Annotated in this window: 19 protein-coding genes; 5 read left to right on the top strand and 14 right to left on the bottom strand. The window is 63.9% G+C overall.

Annotated elements, in window-relative coordinates:
- Positions 1–176: 176 nt before the first annotated feature.
- Complete coding sequence (locus A985_RS0110480) at positions 177–653, bottom strand: DUF934 domain-containing protein (RefSeq protein WP_017233357.1); 477 nt, start codon at positions 651–653, stop codon at positions 177–179.
- Positions 643–2,649, bottom strand: a complete 2,007-nt coding sequence (locus A985_RS0110475; RefSeq protein ID WP_017233356.1) for a DUF2849 domain-containing protein — start codon at positions 2,647–2,649, stop codon at positions 643–645. The genes A985_RS0110480 and A985_RS0110475 overlap by 11 nt, the downstream gene beginning before the upstream one ends.
- A 283-nt stretch (positions 2,650–2,932) precedes the next feature.
- On the opposite strand from A985_RS0110475, the gene A985_RS0110465 reads away from it, so the two are divergent.
- Positions 2,933–3,178, top strand: a complete 246-nt coding sequence (locus A985_RS0110465) for a hypothetical protein (RefSeq protein ID WP_017233355.1) — start codon at positions 2,933–2,935, stop codon at positions 3,176–3,178.
- Between the two features lie 35 nt (positions 3,179–3,213).
- On the opposite strand, the gene A985_RS0110460 is transcribed toward A985_RS0110465, so the two are convergent.
- Positions 3,214–3,963, bottom strand: coding sequence for a YoaK family protein (locus tag A985_RS0110460; protein WP_017233354.1), 750 nt, complete (start codon positions 3,961–3,963; stop codon positions 3,214–3,216).
- Positions 3,964–4,073: 110 nt separating this feature from the next.
- Between A985_RS0110460 and A985_RS25015 the strand changes: the two genes are divergently transcribed.
- Positions 4,074–4,469 (top strand): BLUF domain-containing protein, encoded by a 396-nt coding sequence (locus A985_RS25015; RefSeq protein ID WP_017233353.1) that lies wholly within the window; start codon positions 4,074–4,076, stop codon positions 4,467–4,469.
- 153 nt (positions 4,470–4,622) lie between these two features.
- Here A985_RS25015 and A985_RS0110450 read toward each other — a convergent pair whose 3' ends face one another.
- From A985_RS0110450 to A985_RS0110420, 7 genes are all read right to left on the bottom strand, one after another.
- Positions 4,623–5,669 carry an ABC transporter substrate-binding protein gene (locus A985_RS0110450; RefSeq protein ID WP_026131833.1) on the bottom strand — a complete coding sequence of 349 codons (1,047 nt, stop codon included), beginning with the start codon at positions 5,667–5,669 and terminating at the stop codon, positions 4,623–4,625.
- A 79-nt stretch (positions 5,670–5,748) separates the two neighbouring features.
- Complete coding sequence (locus A985_RS0110445) at positions 5,749–6,885, bottom strand: FAD-binding oxidoreductase (protein WP_017233351.1); 1,137 nt, start codon at positions 6,883–6,885, stop codon at positions 5,749–5,751.
- Positions 6,878–8,302 carry an NAD(P)/FAD-dependent oxidoreductase gene (locus A985_RS0110440; RefSeq protein WP_017233350.1) on the bottom strand — a complete coding sequence of 475 codons (1,425 nt, stop codon included), beginning with the start codon at positions 8,300–8,302 and terminating at the stop codon, positions 6,878–6,880. The genes A985_RS0110445 and A985_RS0110440 overlap by 8 nt, the downstream gene beginning before the upstream one ends.
- Entirely contained in the window at positions 8,295–8,690 is a 396-nt protein-coding gene (locus tag A985_RS0110435) for a (2Fe-2S)-binding protein (protein WP_017233349.1), read from the bottom strand. The genes A985_RS0110440 and A985_RS0110435 overlap by 8 nt, the downstream gene beginning before the upstream one ends.
- A 23-nt stretch (positions 8,691–8,713) precedes the next feature.
- Entirely contained in the window at positions 8,714–9,508 is a 795-nt protein-coding gene (locus A985_RS0110430) for an ABC transporter permease (protein WP_017233348.1), read from the bottom strand.
- A 43-nt stretch (positions 9,509–9,551) separates the two neighbouring features.
- On the bottom strand, positions 9,552–10,457 hold the full coding sequence (locus A985_RS0110425; RefSeq protein ID WP_017233347.1) for an ABC transporter permease: 906 nt from the start codon (positions 10,455–10,457) through the stop codon (positions 9,552–9,554).
- Entirely contained in the window at positions 10,450–11,550 is a 1,101-nt protein-coding gene (locus A985_RS0110420; RefSeq protein ID WP_017233346.1) for an ABC transporter ATP-binding protein, read from the bottom strand. Before A985_RS0110420 ends, A985_RS0110425 begins: the two co-directional genes overlap by 8 nt.
- Before the next feature lie 297 nt (positions 11,551–11,847).
- On the opposite strand from A985_RS0110420, the gene A985_RS0110415 reads away from it, so the two are divergent.
- Both A985_RS0110415 and A985_RS0110410 read left to right on the top strand, forming a co-directional pair.
- Positions 11,848–12,717 carry an IclR family transcriptional regulator gene (locus tag A985_RS0110415; RefSeq protein WP_017233345.1) on the top strand — a complete coding sequence of 290 codons (870 nt, stop codon included), beginning with the start codon at positions 11,848–11,850 and terminating at the stop codon, positions 12,715–12,717.
- Positions 12,718–12,746: 29 nt separating this feature from the next.
- Positions 12,747–13,223 carry an OsmC family protein gene (locus tag A985_RS0110410; RefSeq protein WP_017233344.1) on the top strand — a complete coding sequence of 159 codons (477 nt, stop codon included), beginning with the start codon at positions 12,747–12,749 and terminating at the stop codon, positions 13,221–13,223.
- 64 nt (positions 13,224–13,287) lie between these two features.
- Here A985_RS0110410 and A985_RS0110405 read toward each other — a convergent pair whose 3' ends face one another.
- The gene (locus tag A985_RS0110405) at positions 13,288–13,926 is read right to left on the bottom strand and encodes a glutathione S-transferase family protein (protein ID WP_017233343.1); all 639 of its coding nucleotides are present in this window, start codon (positions 13,924–13,926) and stop codon (positions 13,288–13,290) included.
- A gap of 285 nt (positions 13,927–14,211) precedes the next feature.
- Between A985_RS0110405 and A985_RS0110400 the strand changes: the two genes are divergently transcribed.
- Positions 14,212–15,339 (top strand): aminotransferase class V-fold PLP-dependent enzyme, encoded by a 1,128-nt coding sequence (locus tag A985_RS0110400; RefSeq protein WP_026131832.1) that lies wholly within the window; start codon positions 14,212–14,214, stop codon positions 15,337–15,339.
- A gap of 77 nt (positions 15,340–15,416) precedes the next feature.
- Here the strand turns inward: A985_RS0110400 and A985_RS0110395 are convergent, their stop codons facing one another.
- From A985_RS0110395 to A985_RS0110385, 3 genes are all read right to left on the bottom strand, one after another.
- Positions 15,417–15,908, bottom strand: coding sequence for a cupin domain-containing protein (locus A985_RS0110395; RefSeq protein ID WP_017233341.1), 492 nt, complete (start codon positions 15,906–15,908; stop codon positions 15,417–15,419).
- Between the two features lie 203 nt (positions 15,909–16,111).
- A complete protein-coding gene (locus A985_RS0110390; protein WP_017233340.1) occupies positions 16,112–16,417 on the bottom strand; it encodes a hypothetical protein in 306 nt (101 codons plus the stop codon).
- Positions 16,418–16,547: 130 nt separating this feature from the next.
- Positions 16,548–17,555 (bottom strand): DUF72 domain-containing protein, encoded by a 1,008-nt coding sequence (locus A985_RS0110385; RefSeq protein WP_017233339.1) that lies wholly within the window; start codon positions 17,553–17,555, stop codon positions 16,548–16,550.
- Positions 17,556–17,573 lie beyond the last annotated feature (18 nt).

Genomic DNA, 17,573 nt, shown 5'->3' with positions numbered 1-17,573 from the left:
ACACCCGATGATGGTGTAGCACGCCCGGACAGTCGACGACGCCCGATATCTGACTTGGCGTGTCTCGTAGGAGTTCTACGCAGGGGTGAATTTTGCGGTGTCCGACGGCGGCGCACGCCCGCCATCAAGGACCGCGGCCGGACGGTGCCGGCCGCAGGAACTTCAGAGCGTGGTCCTCAGGCCGACAGACGCTCGAGCAGCGTGCGGGGACGCGAGGCGCGACCCACTGCCGCCTGGGCGGCCTCATGCCAGCGTGCCGTGGGCACGTCCGACGGCGACAGCAGGCTATCGAAGCCGCACGCCCACAACATCGCCAGTTGATCCGGCAGCAACGGACCCGCCGCGCGAATCGCCCCTTCGAATTGCCACTTGTCCCGCAGCAGCTTCGCCAGCGTGAATCCCCGCCCGTCGCGCGTCTTCGGGAATTCGATCACGATCAGGTCGAGTTGCGGCAACAGCGGCGCAATACGTGCCGCATCGTCGTGCCCCTGCACGCGCACACCGGCCGGCGCCACGCCCTTCTCGTTCGCGGCAAGCCAGGCGTCGAGCGGCAACACGTCCTTGTTGCCCGGCAGCGCCGCCGTGGCCGACGCGTCGGCGCCGTGATAAGTCCAGACGTCTGCCGCCGGCAGTCCGTTTCGATCAATCAACATTCAAAGCTCCCTTGAATTCTTCTGCCCCAACGCGTCCGAGCGTATCGATGAAGCGCTCGCCCTCGTTTCGCAACGAGAGATATCGTCCGAGAATGTTCTCGATCACCTGCGGCACGTCCTCATAGCTGACGCCCGGGCCGAGAATCTTGCCGACCGCGGCATTCTCGTCGGCCGAGCCGCCCAGCGTGATCTGATAGTTCTCCTTGCCCGCCTTGTCGACACCGAGAATACCGATGTGCGCGACGTGGTGATGCGCGCAGGCGTTGATGCAGCCGGATACATTGAGCGTCACCGGCCCGATATCGCGTTGCTGCGCCTCGGAGAATCGCAGCGCAATGCGTTGCGCCACCGGTACCGAACGCGCATTGGCGAGCGCGCAGTAATCCAGGCCCGGGCAAGCGATCGCATCCGAAATCAGGCCGATGTTGGCCGTCGCCAGACCGGCCGCCTTCAGGCGCGACCACAGCGCATGCAGTTCGTCACGCTTGACGTGCGGCAACACCAGGTTCTGCTCATGCGTCACGCGCAATTCGTTGAACGAATATTGCTCGGCCAGATCGGCCAGCACCAGCATCTCCTGCGCACTGGCGTCACCCGGAATACCGCCGGCCGGCTTGAGCGAGACGACCGCACTGATATAGCCGGGCACCTTGTGCTCGTGCGTGCAGGTATCGACCCAGTGACGGAACGCGATATCGCGCTCGTACGATTGCGCAAACGCCGTCGACTCGCTCGGCAGCGTCTCGAACTCGGGCACGATGAATCGCTCGCGAATCCCCTCGACGACGGCATCGCCCAACGGCCGATGCGTGAGCGCAATGCGCGCGAACTCTTCCTCGATCATCTCGATGAACTTCGCGGGCTGCATTTCCTTGATGAGGATCTTGATGCGCGCCTTATAGATGTTGTCACGTCGACCCAGCGCGTTGTACACCCGCAGGATCGCCTCGACGAAACGCAGCAGATCTGCTTCGGGCAACCACTCGCGCACGAGCGTGCCGACGATCGGCGTGCGTCCCAAGCCACCGCCCGCGTAGATCTGGAATCCCACTTCGCCACGATCGTTGGTACGCGCCAGAATGCCAATGTCGTGAAAGCGCACGGCGGCACGGTCGGCCTGGCCACCCGTGATCGCGATCTTGAACTTGCGCGGCAGATAGGTGAATTCCGGATGGTCGGTCGACCATTGACGCAAGATCTCGGCATACACGCGCGGGTCGAGGACTTCGTCCTTCGCGGCGCCGGCGAACTGGTCGGTCGTCACGTTGCGAATGCAGTTGCCGCTCGTCTGGATGGCGTGCAGGTCCACGTCGGCCAACGCCGACAGGATTTCGGGCGAGTCGGAGAGCGTCGGCCAGTTGAACTGAAGGTTCTGGCGCGTGGTGAAGTGGCCGTAGCCCTTGTCGTAGCGGGTCGCCACATAGGCGAGCTGACGCATCTGAATGCCGCTCAGCGTTCCGTACGGAATCGCAACGCGCAACATGTAGCCGTGCAGTTGCAGGTACAGACCGTTCATCAGGCGATAGACCTTGAAATCGTCTTCGCTGAGTTCGCCGGACAGGCGTCGCGCCACCTTCTGACCGAACTCGTTGGCGCGGTCCTTGAGGAACTCGCGCTCGGACGGGTCGTAGCGATAGATGCCGGCGTGCTCCGGGGCAACGGTCAATGCCGGCGCATGCACCAGCGCCGCCGGCTCACCGCCCTGCTCGGCCTGCTTGCCCAAATCTTCACGCACCGACGGCCCGCGCGAGCGCAGTTGTTCCCGGAAATCTTCCGGCACCGGGCCGGCGTCGCTCAGTTGCGCCGGGCGCGGCATGGGATCGACGATCAGATTGGCGGCCAGCGCGCTTTTCGCAGCCGCTTGCGCCGGCTCGAGTTCCTGCGCGTCGAACACGTGTGCCTGCGCCAGGTCATCGACCCAGTTATGCTGCTTGTCCAGCCAAACGACCAGGCCGTCTTGCAGCCGGTTTGCCGAAATCAGATTGCCTGCATTCATTCAACGCTCTCAATGCTTGTCATCATTTGGTCGCAACTCGCGATTCGACCCGCAGGCTATCAAGCCGCGCGCGAAGATACGACCATTTACTAGTTATGTAGACATTACGGGATGTTGTTTGGACTCGGCCGCCCCGCCGGACCTGACCGGGCCGACGACAGCCCGCCTAGGCATGCACGCCCCCAAGGGCCAAGAGCGCTGGAATGACTTCAAAAATACACTGTATTTTTATACAGTACTCATGCTACATTTCCGATCATGCCATTTCATCTTGAGTGACACCATGAGCGACGCCAAATCCATCAAGTTCATCGTCGTGCCCTATCGCAAGAACAAAGACGGCGTCTTGCAGCCCGGCGAGTTGCGCCAGGCGAGCACCGAATTCGGCGCCGTGCGCATCGCGCAATCGATGGCCTCCGGCTTCGCGGGCATTGCCGCCTACGAAGTGCTGGTCGACGAGGAAGACGGCACGATGGATGCACCGCGCGTGCTTTTCCAGGACGGGGCCATTCCCGCCATGGCCGACTGAGCGCTGACTGGCGTCAGGGTTCGTCGGTGCAGTGTTCAGTGGGGGCTTCGTGCGAGATCGTCGAGCAGCGGCACGATGGCCAGCACGATCAGTATCCCTGCGAGCGGAACCGTCGCGACGAAGCCGAGGTGCTTGAAACCCAGCGCCCCGGCCAGCCCGCCCAGGAAGAACATGCCCAGCAACGCGCACAGCAAACGCAGCTTCTGATGGTCCCCGGCCACGCGCGGCAGATGACGCGCCACCCCGGGCCGATTCCAGTAGCTCATTTTGCCCAGTTCGATGCCGATGTCCGTGACCAGACCGGTAACGTGTGTCGTGCGAATCTCGGCCCGGGAGATCTTGGTGATGATGGCATTCTGCAGCCCCATCACGTAACACAGCAACCCGACGGTGCCCGGCACGTATAACAGCCGCCGATTTTCAAGATTGGCCCCCATCACGCCGAACGCCAGCAGGAGCAACGCTTCGAGCATGAGCGGTACCGCATATTCGCTGTGCGTCTGATGGCGCCGCCCCCAATGAATGAGGATGGACGAGGTTGCGGCACCGAGCAGGAACGCCAGCAAGGCGCTGAATCCGGCCAACACGAGCACGAGCTGCCCGAGCGCCAGATTGTCGGAGAGCGAGGCGACAATGCCCGACATGTGCGACGTGTACTGACCGACGGCAAGAAAGCCGCCCGCGTTGGCGCCGCCCGCCACGAAAGCCAGCGAGCAGCCCAGACGCCGGTTCGCGGCATCGGTGCGCACCGGCTGGGTGAATCCACGTAGAAATTTAATCGGCATGACGCGTGAGTCTCAGGCTTCGCACATGCGGTATTCTAATGCGCGCTGACGCAGCGTCCACGCCAATATCGCGCGCCGACGCCCAGCCTGTATGACGGAGACAACGAAGCATGATCGAGTGTTACGCGTACTTGAGCCGAGCCTTGCCCGATCTCGATCTGCGGGAGCTCGCCAAGATCATCGTCAACTCACGCGGGTTCAACGCCACCTACGGCATCACCGGCGTGCTGCTCTACGATGGCACGATGTTCTATCAATACATCGAAGGACCGAGCGAACCGCTTGCCGATGCACGCCAGCGCATCGAGGCATCGCGTCACCATCGCGACATCCAGGTGTTGCTCGATGGCACGCCGCACACGCCCGGCGCATTTCCGACGTGGAGCCTGGGCTACCTGATGCTCGACCAGCCCGCCCACGCGCTGCAGGCCCTGATGATCCCCGCCGACCACGCCGACCTTGTCGGCGCCTTTGCCGCACTCGCTGCCAAGTCGGACGCGATGTGACTCATCTGGCACCCGAGCAAAAAACGCCGGGCGCCCTGATGCCCCCCAAGCGTCGGACATCCATCCAACTTTCGGGGTGCCTTTCATGAGCGGCCCGGCGTTTTCCGTCTTCCCGGCGCATGCTGGACATGCGCCAGGGGCATGGCATCGAGATTACTGCTCGATCTGACGGTTCCAGCGCTGATCCCACTGGGCGCGACGCTGATTGATGGCGTCCCAATCCACGGTCGTGATGTTCTTCACCAGTTCGTCGATCTTGCCCAGACGCTTCTGCATCGCGGGCGGCACGGTGGCGTGCGGATTGGTCGGGATGTACGCACCCGCCGCGGCGGCAAGCGTCTGCCCCTTGGCCGAGAGCAGGAATTGCGCGAGCTTCTGCGCCATGGCGTTATCCGGGCTGTTCTTCACGACACACAGGTCGACCAGCAACTGCACGGCACCTTCCTTGGGGGCCACGTACGCCACCGGAATGCCCTTGTCCTGCAGCTCGCTCACGGCCGTCGGCGTCAGCGGGAAGATCGCGGCTTCGCCGGTCTGGATCATTTCCGAGAGCTTGGCCGAATTCGGAATGTACTCGACGACATTCGGGCCCACGGTGGTCGCCCACTTGCTGAAGCCCGGCTCGACGTTGGTCTCGCTACCGCCCCAGATGCGGTTCAGGGCCAGGAAACCATGCAAGCCGAACGTGCTGCTCGACGCCGACTGGAACACCACCTTGCCCTTGTACTTGGGATCGGCGAAATCGCTCCACGACGTCGGCGCGGCCCAGCCCTTTTCCTTGAAGATCTTGGTGTTGTAGCCGATACCGGTCATGCCCAGCTGCACGCCAGCGGCCATGTCGTCCTTCACGCGCGCGAACGGATACAGCTCCTTGAGCGTGGGCGAATCGTCGAGCTTCTGGCACACCCCCATGCTGATCGCGCGCGCCATCACGCCATCGTCCAGGAACACCACGTGCATCTGCGGGCTGTTTCGATTCGCGAGCAGCTTGGCCAGCACGTCGGACGACGTTCCCGGCACCACCACGACCTTCACATTGTTGGCCTTTTCGAACTCGGGGAAGACCTGAGTCGTATAGGCCTTTTCCATCGAGCCGCCATTCATGCCGACGTACAACGTTTTGGACTGCGACCAGGCCGCGCTGCTCGCGCCCAATGCCAGCGCCGCAGCGCACATGACGACCTTTCGGGATAGCTTCATCGTGGTTCTCCTTGTGTTTCCTGGGTGTGAGGAAGGTAGTGTTGTGACGAACTCGGGACGTACGGGATGCATTTGCCGATCACGCATCGGCCGCGACCGGCGCGAACCGGTCGACGGCAAACGCCTCGATCGGTGTCGCCGTCTCGCCGTGCGTGACCAGATCCGCCAGCACTTCGCCTACGCCAGGGGCCAGCAGAAAGCCGCCCCCCGAGAAGCCGAAGGCATGCACCAGATGCGGCGTGGTGCGACTCATGCCGATGATCGGATTGTTATCGGGCGTCTCGCCCTCCACGCCGCTCCAGGTGCGAATGAGCAACGCATGGCGCAGCGCCGGCAGCAATGCACAGGCCTCGCGCATCACGGCGCGCGTGGTATCGGCCGACGGCTGGGCGTACTCGCCGTCGCCGGTGCCGCGTCCGCCGCCGATCACACAGTTGCCGCGCTCGACTTGCCGCGCATACACGCCGCCGCCGTACACGCCGAGGTTATGGCCAATGAACTTCGGCAGCGGTTCGGTGACCCACATGTTCGGATAGATGGCATGCATCGGCACCCGCTCGCCGAACGTGCCCGCGATGTGATTCGCCCACGCGCCGGAGGTATTGAGCAGCCAGTCGGCGCTCAGGTGCAATGGCTCGCCGTCGACTGGCTTTGCCGCAAGCTGGAAGCGCACGCCATCGTGCGCCACCGAGGTAATCGGCGTACGTTCGCGCACGTGCGCGCCGAGCGCGCGGGCGGCGCGCGCAAACGCGGGCGATACGAGACGCGGGTTCGCGTGGCCGTCGCTCAGACACAGCGAGCCGCCGACGGCGCCGTCGCCCAGCCACGGAAAACGCTCGCGAAACGCCGCCCCACGCAGCACAGTCGAGGCGAGACCGTAGCGGCTGGCCATGGCCGACCAGGCGTCGAGCGGTTCGAGATCGCTCTCGCGACGAGCGAGACGCAAGTGTCCCGAGCGCACGAATTCGCCGTCGATCCCGATCAATTCGGGCAGGCGATCCCATAACTTGCGCGCGCGCATGGCGAGCGGCAGTTGTTCTTCCGGGCGGCCCTGGCAGCGTACGCCGCCGTAGTTCACGCCGCTGGCCTGCGCGCCGCAATAACGCCGCTCGAACAACGCCACACGCAAACCACGCTCGGCCAGCGCACGCGCCGCCGAGGCGCCGACCAGCCCACCACCGGCGACGACAACGTCGTAATGCAGGGTCTCACTCATCGCGCGCCTCCTCGGGAATGGCCGCAACGTTTTCATCGAACAACATCGGCGCGATCGGAATCGGTTTGATCGGGGCCTGCGCCCGCAGACGCCCCGCTTGTGCCAGCGTCTGGCCGCTCTCGCGCGCGAGCAGATGGCAGGCCGCCTCGCCGCACATGCGGCCCTGGCAGCGCCCCATGCCGACACGCGTAAGCGCTTTGAGCCGATTGATGTCGGTCACACCGTCCTCCCGCACGCAGTCGCGCAGCGTGCGCGCATCGACTTCCTCGCATCGACACACGATCATGTCGTCGGGCCAACGCGCCGACGGATCGTCGGGCGCCGCAAACGCCTGCTCGATCCCCACACGAAAGCGCCCAATGCTCGCGAGCTTGCGTTCGATGGCGTCGGCGTCGGGCACGTCGGGCATTGCCGGAGCGGCGATGCCGAGATCCTCGAGCAAAGCCAGCGCCGCACGACGGCCGGCGAGTTCCGCCGCGTCGGCGCCGGCGATACCCGCGCCGTCTCCCGCCACATAGATGCCGGGTTGCGAACTGCGACCGGCGGCGTCGCGCTCAGGTAGCCAGCAACGATTGAGGTCGTCGAAGACGAAACGGCACCCGGCCAAATCGGCCAGTTGTGTCTCGGGACGCAGGCCGAAGCCCAGCCCCACGGCGCTGCACGCCAACGTGTGTTCGCGGCCGTCGCGCCGCCAGCGAATCGCGCGCACCCCGGCGGCGCCGTCAATGCCGTCGAGCGTGACGCCATGCTCGATGCGCACCCCATGCGCGCGCAGCCATCCCACGTAATAGAGCCCCTTGGCGAGGGTGGCGGGCTGATTCAGCAGCCGCGGCGTGGCCTTGACCTGACCGGCAAACGCGCTCGTGTCGAGCACCGCGGCCACGTTCGCGCCCGCTTTCGCGTACTGGTAGGCCACGAGATACAGCAACGGCCCCGTGCCCGCGAACACCACCTGCTCGCCAATCGCACACCCCTGTGCCTTGAGCGCGACTTGCGCGCCGCCCAGCGTGTACACGCCCGGCAGCGTCCAGCCCGGCAGCGGCAAGACGCGATCGGTCGCACCGCTAGCAATGATCAAATGCGTGAACGGCACGGGTTTTTCCCGGCCGTCGTGGATCGTATGGAGCCGCGCCGGATCACAAGCCCACACGAGGGTCGCGGGTCGATAGTCGACCTGAAGCAAGAGCGCGGCCATGACGCCGTGGATGGCGTCGGCCTTGGCCGCTTCGAAGCCGTACAGCGCCTGCTTGGTCCGTGTGAAGCCCGCGCCGGCCGGCGGCTGTCGGTAGATCTGTCCGCCCCAGCGCATGTTTTCGTCGAGCACCACCGGACGCTGCCCCGCTGCCACCAGCGTCTGCGCAGCGCGAATGCCCGCAGGACCGGCGCCGACGATCACGATCTCAGCGTGCTCAAACATGCGAGCCTCCGTGCGCTTCGTCGGCATCGGGCGCCCGCGTGAGAATCCGCATGCCGGCTTGCACCGGTGTCGAACAGGCGCGCAGACGCGTCAGTTGGGCATCGCCACCGGTGCCAGACGCCGTCTCGCAGCGCACCCAGCAATCCTGGCATGCACCGATCAGGCAAAAACCGGCGCGCGGTGCGCCGCCGAATTCACTGATCCGGACATGGCGCTGGTGCATGAGGATGGCCGTGAGCAGCGTGTCGCCCGCGAGTGCCTGCACCGGGGCGCCGTCGAGATAAAACGTGACGGGCGCGCGCGCCGTCTCGACCAGGCGCGCCAGTTGCGGATGTCCCGGCGCGCAGGTGTCTTGCGACGCGCGGGAAGCATGGGAAGCGTGAGACATGAGATTCTTCTTGGAGCGCACGTTCAATGCTGACCGATCAGGATGCGGTTCAGGCCGTAGACACGGTCGAGCAGCAACATCGCGCCCAGCGTCACTGCAATGACGAGCGCGGAGACGGACGCCATCATCGGATCGATCGACTCGGTCGCATACATGTACATGCGCACGGGGAGCGTGACCGTCTGCGGCGAGGTGATGAAGACCGACATCGTCAGCTCGTCGAAGCTGTTGATGAAGGCGAGTAGCCAGCCGCCGGTAATGCCCGGCAGGATCATCGGCATGGTCACACGGCGGAAGGTCGTCCATGCGCCCGCGCCGAGCGACGCTGCCGCATGCTCGACACTGCGGTCGAGTCCGCTGATCGACGCCAGCACGAGGCGCATGATGAACGGCGTCACGACGATCATGTGCGCGAAGGTCAGCGCCGCGAACGAGCCGCTCACGCCCAGCATGGCGAAGAAGCGCAGCAGCGCAATGCCGAGCACGAGGCCCGGAATCACCAGCGGCGACAGCAGCAAACCGTTGAGGAAGTTGCGTCCCGGAAAGCGCGCGCGGCCGATGGCCAGGGCGGCGGGCAACGCAATCGCCAGCGAGAGCGTTGCCGACAGGAACGCCAGCTTCAGGCTCGTGAAGAACGACGCGATGAAGTCGGGGTAGTCGAGAATCGCGCGGAACCAGCGCAGCGACACGCCGCGCGTGGGCAGCGAGAGCGTTTGCTCGGGCGTGAACGCGACCAGCACGACGATGATCATCGGCGCGAGGACGAAGAGAATGACGAGCGTATGGAACGCGAGCGCCAGGGGGCTGTTTTTACGCATGATGGCGAGTGGGTTCTGTTCTGCGGGAGACCGTGTCCTGGCCTTAGCCCATGCTGCGCGAATAGCGGCGATCGAGCAGGCGGTAATACGTCAGCATCACGATCAGGTTCGCTACGAGCAGCAGCACGGCGATGGTCGCGCCCAGCGGCCAGTTCAGCGAACTCAGGAACTGGTCGTATACGGCGGTCGCGGCGACCTTGAGGCGGCGTCCGCCCAGCAGGCTCGGAATCGCGAATGCACTCGCCGACAGGCCGAACACCATCAGACTGCCCGACAGAATGCCCGGCACCAGTTGCGGCAACACAATGCGGCGCAGCGTCGTGGCCGGTGATGCCATCAGCGACAGCGCGGCGTTCTCGGTCTGAGGGTCGAGCCGTTGCAGCGACGTCCACACAGGAATCACCATGAACGGCAGCATCACATGTACCAGCGCGACGATGATCGCGAAGTGGGTGTATTCCAGCTTGTACGGGCCCATGCCCAGGAGGCCGAACGTCTGATTGATCAGGCCGCCCGAGCCAAGCAGCATGCTCCAGCCGAACGCCCGCACCACGATCGACACGAGCAGCGGCGAGAGAATCACCAGCAAGAAGAGCGAACGCCACGGGTCGCCCATGCGCGAAAGCACATAGGCTTCGAACGTGCCCACCACGGCGCACACCGCCGTGACGGTGAGCGAGATGCCGAACGTGCGCAGAAAGATCGTGTGGAAGTACGCGTCGGACAGTACCTCGGCGTAGTTACCGAACTGGAACGCCGCGATCGGGCCGCTCGACGGATCGAACTGATAGAACGTGAGCGCGAGCGTCATGAGCAGCGGAATGAGCACCAGCGCCACGAACAGCAGCATGGCCGGAGCGCTCATCAACCACATCGGCAGATACGCATGCCAGGGTGCACGCGTCGCCGGCGCCGTCTCGGGGCTAGCCACCTGCAATGTCTCAGCCATGAGCGTGCTCTCCCGCGTTCGGCGTAATGAAGCGCACGGCCTCGGCCTGCCAGTCAAGGCCGACCGGCGCGCCTTCGGCGAGCGGCTCGCCGCCTTCGTTCTGACAACACACGAGCACTTCGCCCAGCGGACTGTCCACGCGGTACAGCCATTGGCTGCCGAGGAAGAAGCGGCTCGTGACCGTGGCCGCCATCCGGCCGTCGGCGGGTGCGCACAGACGAACCTTTTCGGGACGCAGACACAGCGTGATTGCGTCCCCCACGGCCATCACGCGCTCACGCGGCGAGAGGTCGGACAGCCGCGCGCGCTGGGTCAGTTGCGCGCCTATCTCGACATGCAGGTGCTCGTCGTCGCGCGCCGCCACACGGCCGGCCAGCATGTTGGCCTTGCCGATGAACTTCGAGACGAACGGCGTTTGCGGACGCTCGTAGGCACGATACGGCGTGTCGACCTGGGTGATGCGCCCGGCCTCCATCACCACGACCCGGTCGCTGATCGACAGCGCTTCCGATTGATCGTGCGTGACCATGATCGTGGTCGTGCCGATCTTGCGCTGAATCGCGCGCAGCTCGAACTGCATGTCTTCGCGCAGCTTGGCGTCGAGGTTCGACATGGGCTCGTCGAGCAGCAGCACGGGCGGCGCGATCACGACCGCGCGCGCGATTGCCACGCGCTGGCGCTGACCGCCGGAGAGTTCGCGCGGGAAGCGATGACCGAGCGCATCGAGGCGCACGAGGGCCAGCGCCTCGCGAATGCGCGCCTGACGCTCGGCCTTGTCGATACCGCGCATCTCCAGGCCGAAGCCGACGTTATCCGCCACGGTCATATGCGGGAACAGTGCGTAGCTCTGGAACACAATGCCCAGGCCGCGCTTGTTCGGACGCATGTGCGTGATGTCGCGCCCATCGAGGGTAATGCGCCCGGTGGTGGTTTCCACAAAGCCCGCGATCATCTGCAAGGTGGTGGTCTTGCCGCAGCCCGAGGGGCCAAGCAGCGAGACGAACTCGCCCTTCTCCACCGAGAGGTTGACATTCGAGACGGCGTTCAGCTCGCCAAACGTCTTGGAAACATCCGTCAAAGTCAGAAAAGACATGGTTACGACCTTCGGGCACTTGCGCGCCGCAAGAAATGCAATTGCATCGAACAGTAGCGAGCCAAATTGCCCGCCGCAAGATAACGATTCCGTGAAATGAGATAAATATTCAGATTATTTTGTTTGACGGAATATTTGACGAATGAACACATGAATTCATTTCGCGTCACCACCTCGGTACAATCCCTAACTTACCGAGAATATTGGATGTTTTTTACAGTTTCGGCGGATCGCACCTGTTTTCAAGAGGTATCGGCTTACGCTAGTATTCCGTTTGACGGAATATTCGAGACAGTAATGAACACCATCGATTCACCCCGCACGCCGACGTCGCCGTCGTCGGACGCGGCTGGCGCGGGCATTCTGCAACGCACCTTTGCCGTCATCCGCGCATTGGGCGACGCCAAGCCCGAGGGCGAGCGTGTGACCCACCTAGCCAAGGCAGTGGGCCTCAGTCAGGCGACGGTGCACCGAATTCTGCATGCGCTCATCGCCGAGCAGGTCGTGGAACAGGACGAGACCTCCAAGCTCTACCGGCTCAGCATCGACTTCTTCGCGATGGCGGCGCAGGCCGGCAACCCGAGCGGCATGCGCACGCTGTGCCGTCCGTCGCTGCTGCGGCTTTGCGCGAGCCTCGGCGACACCATCTTCCTGCTGGTGCGCAGCAGCTTCGATGCCGTGTGCCTCGATATGTGCGAAGGGCCCTTCCCGATCCGCTCGTTCACCGGCGACATCGGCGGTCGCGTGGCGCTGGGCGTCGGCCAGGGGAGTCTGGCGATTCTCGCCTTCCTGCCGGAGGCCGAGCGCGAAGAGATCATTCGTTTTAACGTGCCGCGTTTGCGCGGGTATGGAGTGCTCGACGAGGTCTATTTGCGCACCGAAATCGAGCGTGTGCGTCAATTGGGCTATGCGGGCAGCAACAGCGGCGTGCTCGACGGCATGGCCGGGGTGGCGGTTCCTGTGTTCGACCGCACCGGGCACGCGGTGGCCGCGCTGAGCGTGGGCACGCTCGCCGCCCGGCTGTCGCAGGATCGTCTGCCGATGGTGGTGGAATTGCTGCGGCGTCAGGCCGAGTTGATCGGCCCGCAGACGAACCCTTTCGACGTCGCGATGCGCCGCCCGATGCATGGCCTTACACGGGCGCTGACGACAGAACCGCTGGCGTAACTCACGCTGGCCTACCAGGGAGATACTTCGTGGCATCAGGCGAACATCAATATCAGGTCGACGTCGAGTGGACCGGCAATCAGGGCAGCGGTACGTCGGGCTACCGCGCGTACGGGCGCAATCACGACATTCGCGCCGATGGAAAGCCGACGATCCCCGGCTCCGCCGACCCCGCCTTCCGTGGCGACGCCGCGCGCTGGAACCCCGAGGACTTGCTGGTCGCGTCCGCGAGCGCCTGCCACAAGCTCTGGTATCTGCACCTGTGTGCCGAAGCGGGTGTGATCGTCGAGCGATACGCCGACCACGCCCTGGGCACGATGATCGACACCGCGCAGGAAGGCCGTTTCGCGCGGATCGCGCTGCGCCCGCACGTAACGCTCCGGGCGGGCAGTAACGCCGCGCTGGCGGCCGAACTGCATCATCAGGCCCACGCGAAGTGCTACATCGCCAATTCGGTCAACTTCCCCATCGAGTGCGAGCCACGCATCGACGTGTTGCCTGAGTGATGGCGTGATGGCGTGATGCGGATGAGCGGGGTGGCGGGTTGCCCGCCCCCGGTTCGGCCGGTCATTACGCCGCGAGTTGTTTCGCCAGTTCGGCATCGCGCTGCTGCGCGCGCACGAACGAGTCGCGGGCGCGAAAGCGTTCCACGTAGCTCATCACGGCCGGGGTCGGCGGCACGAGCTTGAATTGCGTGAGGAAGTGCATGGCGTTGCCCCACAACGCATCGGCCGCCGTGAACGACTCGCCCAACCACCACGGACCGTCGTTCTGCGCCAGATGCCGCTCCAGCGTCCACATAACGGCATCGTAGTCGCCATACGGCGAGCGCGAGCGCTCGGCGCCGTCGCGCCCCAGCGACTTGTCGACCACCGCCGGCTCGACACACGAACCATAGAACACCATCCAGCGCAGATAGGCGCCGCGGCGCGGATCGCCCGGCATCGGCGCGAGTCCTTTCTCTGGATACAGTTCGGCGAGATACATGTAGACCGCCGCCTGTTCGGTGACGATCGCATCGCCATGACGGATGGCCGGCACCTTGCCCATCGGATTGACGTCCAGATACTCCGAGCCACGTTGCTCGCCGGTGGCGAAACGCAGCAGATGAAGATCGTGCTCGGCCTGCAGTTCGTCGAGCAGCACCAAAACGCCTGACGAGCGCGTGTTGGGGGCGTGATAGAACGTGATGCGTCGATCAGTCGTCATGGGCTTGTCTCCAGTCCAGCGCCAGGGGGAGCGGCATGTCCGGGTCGGCAAGGGGCCCAGGCGACCGCCGTCGGATTTCGGGAAATCTTACTGCATCGCGTCGGGCGCTGGCCGACAGGTCCGGCGCCCGCGTGCGAAGATAACGAACGAAACTGTTCCCCGGGCGAGCCGCATTTATGATTTGATACCGCTGAAGCGACGCAAATCGGCTTCCCGCTCACCTGCAGGTGGCTTTTGTGAGCCCCTGTTCTTGATTTTCATACTCGTCTATTGTCGGAGGCGGACGTGCCAGGACTACTTCCCGATGTCGACCGCGAGGGACTCCTCGAATATTCGGTCGTGTATACCGACCGTTCCATCAATCACATGTCGCGGCGCTTTCAAGGCGTGATGCGCGATATTTCCGATACGCTGAAAAGCGTCTATCACGCGAAGTCGGCGGTCATCGTCCCGGGAAGCGGGACGTTCGGCATGGAGGCCGTGGCCCGGCAGTTTGCAACGAACAAGAAGTGCCTCGTCATTCGTAACGGATGGTTCAGCTTCCGCTGGTCGCAGATTTTCGACATGGGCGGCATACCGTCGGAATCGACGGTCTTGAAGGCGCGTCCCGTCGAACCGGGAAGGCAAGCGGCCTACGCACCGGCCCCGATCGACGAGGTGGTCGCGGCAATCCGGGAACACAAGCCGGATCTGGTCTTTGCCCCGCATGTCGAAACTGCCTCCGGCATGATGTTGCCCGATGCCTATTTGCGCGCGGTGTCCGACGCGATTCATGCCGTCGGCGGTATGTTGGTCCTGGATTGCATCGCGTCCGGCACGGTCTGGGTCGACATGCAGGCGTGCGGCGTCGACGTGCTGATCAGCGCCCCGCAAAAGGGGTGGAGTGCGCCGCCCTGCTGCGCCATGGTCATGCTCAGTGCGCTTGCCCGCGAACGGATCGACACCACCACGAGCACCAGTTTCGCCTGCGATCTTCGGCAATGGCTGCAGATCATGGAAGCTTATGAGAACGGTGGATTCGCGTATCACGCCACGATGCCCACGGACAGTCTTGCGACATTGCGCGACGTCATGAAAGAGACCGAGGCGTACGGCTTCGACAAAGTGAAAGCGGAACAGCTTGAACTCGGTGCGCGCATTCGCGCGCTCCTGACGGAGCACGGATTCAAGAGCGTGGCGGCCGAAGGTTTTCAGGCGCCGGGGGTCGTGGTCAGCTACACCGATGACGACGGCATTCGATCCGGCAAGAAATTCGCCGATGCCGGTTTGCAGATCGCCCCCGGCGTGCCGCTGCGATGCGACGAGCCCGACGACTTCAAGACCTTCCGTATCGGATTGTTCGGTCTGGACAAACTGCACGACATCGACGGCGCGGTGGCCCGGTTCGCCAAGGCAATGCAGAGTATTGTGTAGCGTTTCTCCGGCGCATGCGGGGCGCTAGCCGCCCTCGCATCGGCCGGTCTCCAACCTGGGGTGACCGGCGGACGGCGTCATTTCTTGCCGACGCTACCGCCCACCACCTCAATCGCTGAAAGATCCACGAGATTCGAGGGCATCCCGATACCGGGATTGCGGAACATCCGTTTGTTCTGGCGGGGATAGTCGCAAACATCGTGGGGAAGTCTCTCGCCGACGACGATGCAACGCAAGGTCTCGGAACCGGTATTTCGGATCGAATGCGCCAGACCGCCCTTCCGGTAACCGATGAAATCCCCCGGGCCAATGGCGAATGCCTCATCCCCGATCACGGCGGTTGCCGTTCCACTCAACACATAGACGCACTCGTCTTCGTGATGATGGAGGTGGTACTCCGTCGTTTCACGGCCCGGCTCGACTTCAACAATGTGGAATCCGAACCCGCTAAGCCCGGTCGCGTCGCCCAGCGATTTGTTGGTACGTATTGCATTCGGGTTCCGGAAATGCGTTTTCGTGACGCCATCCATCCCGGCGATGTCTTCGCTTTTGATCAGGTACGTGCTCATTGCAGTAGCGCCTCGTTGTGGACGGTGACGTTCCATTCTATGGGAAGTCGCGCCGCCGGCATGGCAACGTCGACTATCGGCGCCTTCTTTTGAACGCCGTACTCACGGCGCTCCTGCTGTGCGGCAGCGTGATGTGCCTGTCCCGGGTTAGCACACCACGGCATGGGAGCGGTTAGCCTCGCTCGCACGCCGTGCCGCGTTCCCTATTTCCACTTCGAGCCAAGCGTTTCGAGTCCAGCTTTCTTGAGGTCATCTGCCACCATCACCACGCGAAACTCACAGTCGGCATTGAACGTAAGAAACCATGGCTCCGCGAATTTTGGAATCTGCGACGGCTCCTCAAGGTTCACGACGAGGATTGCTCCGCGTGTACCGTTCTGCTCGGTGAAGTACGCTGCTTCCGGCTTCATCTCTGCGAGAATCCTCTCTATTAATTCTCCGATGGAGCCATCGCGCACAAAACTGTTGAATGGCTCGTGAGGTATTCGTATGTTGAGAAGCATTCGCATCGTCGTTCTCCTTGAATGTGTCCGAAAGGACGCTTCAAGGATAGGAGTTCGTCGCGTTATTGGCTGCGTTATTCAACAAGCAAGCAAAGCGCCATCGGGGGCGCTCATGACCCATCTCTGACTGACACCCTCACGGCGCGACGGCATCAGAGCCGAGGATGCTCATCAACGACCTCGCATTGCGCTGCCCCTGATCCTCGTAATTGTTGTTGAACACGACATACACGCGGGCGACTTCCTTGGCGATGACGCGAATCGGATCAACCAGCGCCACCAGTTCCGCGTCGCGATAATCGTAGTTGAAGCGGTCCGACGCCGCGGTGCTATCCCGCACATTCCATGTCGCCTGATTGCGCCCGTGCAGGCGCACGACAGCGGCGAGCGGCGTGGTCGTCGCCCAGACCATCGGGATGCTGTTGGCGAAACCCTGCGGCTCGTCGACCACGGTGTTGACCCAGCCCAACTCGCGCAGCCACGCCAGTGTGGCCTCGCCGTGCGCCCCGTCGAACCAGCCGCGGTGACGAAACTCTGCCGCCACACCGTAACCCTGCATCCGTTGCGCGCACGCCTCGACGTGCGCGCGGCTCTCGCGATTCCCCGTCAGCCAGGGCGGAAACTGAAAATGCACCAGCCCCAGCTTGCCCGCCTGCCGCAACGGCGCGAGCGCTTCGAGATAGCGCCGCCAGATCTCGTCTCTGAGCGCGTCGGGAATGTCCTTGTAGTACACGTTCGCGCGCGGGCCCGGCGGTAGCTCGGCCTGCAAATCCCTGGGCAGCGCAATGCGGGGCGTCTGGTGCCCCGTGAGCAGGCGGAATGCCTTGATGTTGAAGACGAACGCGCGCGGCGTGCGCTCGGCCCAAAGCTGCGCGTTCGATGCCGACGGCATCGCGTAGTAGCTGCTATCGACCTCGACCATCGGAAACTGGCTCGCGTAATAGCGAAGCCGCGCCTCGGCCGACGCATGCCCCGGCGGATAGAACCGCTTGCACGCAATCAGCGACTTGTCCGTCCACGACGCCGTGCCGATGTACACATTCTGGCCAGCCGTCGCGACGCTTGTCGAGGCGTCGGAGGCGTCGGAGGCGTCGGGCGTCAGCCAATCAGCCTGCCCCGCAGTGTGCGATTTCACTCGGCTCATGCCAAATCCTCCCGTGGC

It is taken from the genome of Pandoraea sp. B-6, from assembly GCF_000282835.1.
Lineage (GTDB): Bacteria > Pseudomonadota > Gammaproteobacteria > Burkholderiales > Burkholderiaceae > Pandoraea > Pandoraea cepalis.
This window is presented reverse-complemented; position numbering and strand designations above follow the sequence as displayed.

Coding starts and splice junctions, on each gene's coding strand:
- A985_RS0110425 (WP_017233347.1), bottom strand. CDS start 10,457: ATGGCTGAGACATTGCAGGTGGCTAGCCCCGAGACGGCGCCGGCGACG.
- A985_RS0110435 (WP_017233349.1), bottom strand. CDS start 8,690: ATGTCTCACGCTTCCCATGCTTCCCGCGCGTCGCAAGACACCTGCGCG.
- A985_RS0110385 (WP_017233339.1), bottom strand. CDS start 17,555: ATGAGCCGAGTGAAATCGCACACTGCGGGGCAGGCTGATTGGCTGACG.
- A985_RS0110475 (WP_017233356.1), bottom strand. CDS start 2,649: ATGAATGCAGGCAATCTGATTTCGGCAAACCGGCTGCAAGACGGCCTG.
- A985_RS0110440 (WP_017233350.1), bottom strand. CDS start 8,302: ATGTTTGAGCACGCTGAGATCGTGATCGTCGGCGCCGGTCCTGCGGGC.
- A985_RS0110460 (WP_017233354.1), bottom strand. CDS start 3,963: ATGCCGATTAAATTTCTACGTGGATTCACCCAGCCGGTGCGCACCGAT.
- A985_RS0110395 (WP_017233341.1), bottom strand. CDS start 15,908: ATGAGCACGTACCTGATCAAAAGCGAAGACATCGCCGGGATGGATGGC.
- A985_RS0110390 (WP_017233340.1), bottom strand. CDS start 16,417: ATGCGAATGCTTCTCAACATACGAATACCTCACGAGCCATTCAACAGT.
- A985_RS0110405 (WP_017233343.1), bottom strand. CDS start 13,926: ATGACGACTGATCGACGCATCACGTTCTATCACGCCCCCAACACGCGC.
- A985_RS0110430 (WP_017233348.1), bottom strand. CDS start 9,508: ATGCGTAAAAACAGCCCCCTGGCGCTCGCGTTCCATACGCTCGTCATT.
- A985_RS0110445 (WP_017233351.1), bottom strand. CDS start 6,885: ATGAGTGAGACCCTGCATTACGACGTTGTCGTCGCCGGTGGTGGGCTG.
- A985_RS0110480 (WP_017233357.1), bottom strand. CDS start 653: ATGTTGATTGATCGAAACGGACTGCCGGCGGCAGACGTCTGGACTTAT.
- A985_RS0110465 (WP_017233355.1), top strand. CDS start 2,933: ATGAGCGACGCCAAATCCATCAAGTTCATCGTCGTGCCCTATCGCAAG.
- A985_RS25015 (WP_017233353.1), top strand. CDS start 4,074: ATGATCGAGTGTTACGCGTACTTGAGCCGAGCCTTGCCCGATCTCGAT.
- A985_RS0110415 (WP_017233345.1), top strand. CDS start 11,848: ATGAACACCATCGATTCACCCCGCACGCCGACGTCGCCGTCGTCGGAC.
- A985_RS0110450 (WP_026131833.1), bottom strand. CDS start 5,669: ATGAAGCTATCCCGAAAGGTCGTCATGTGCGCTGCGGCGCTGGCATTG.
- A985_RS0110420 (WP_017233346.1), bottom strand. CDS start 11,550: ATGTCTTTTCTGACTTTGACGGATGTTTCCAAGACGTTTGGCGAGCTG.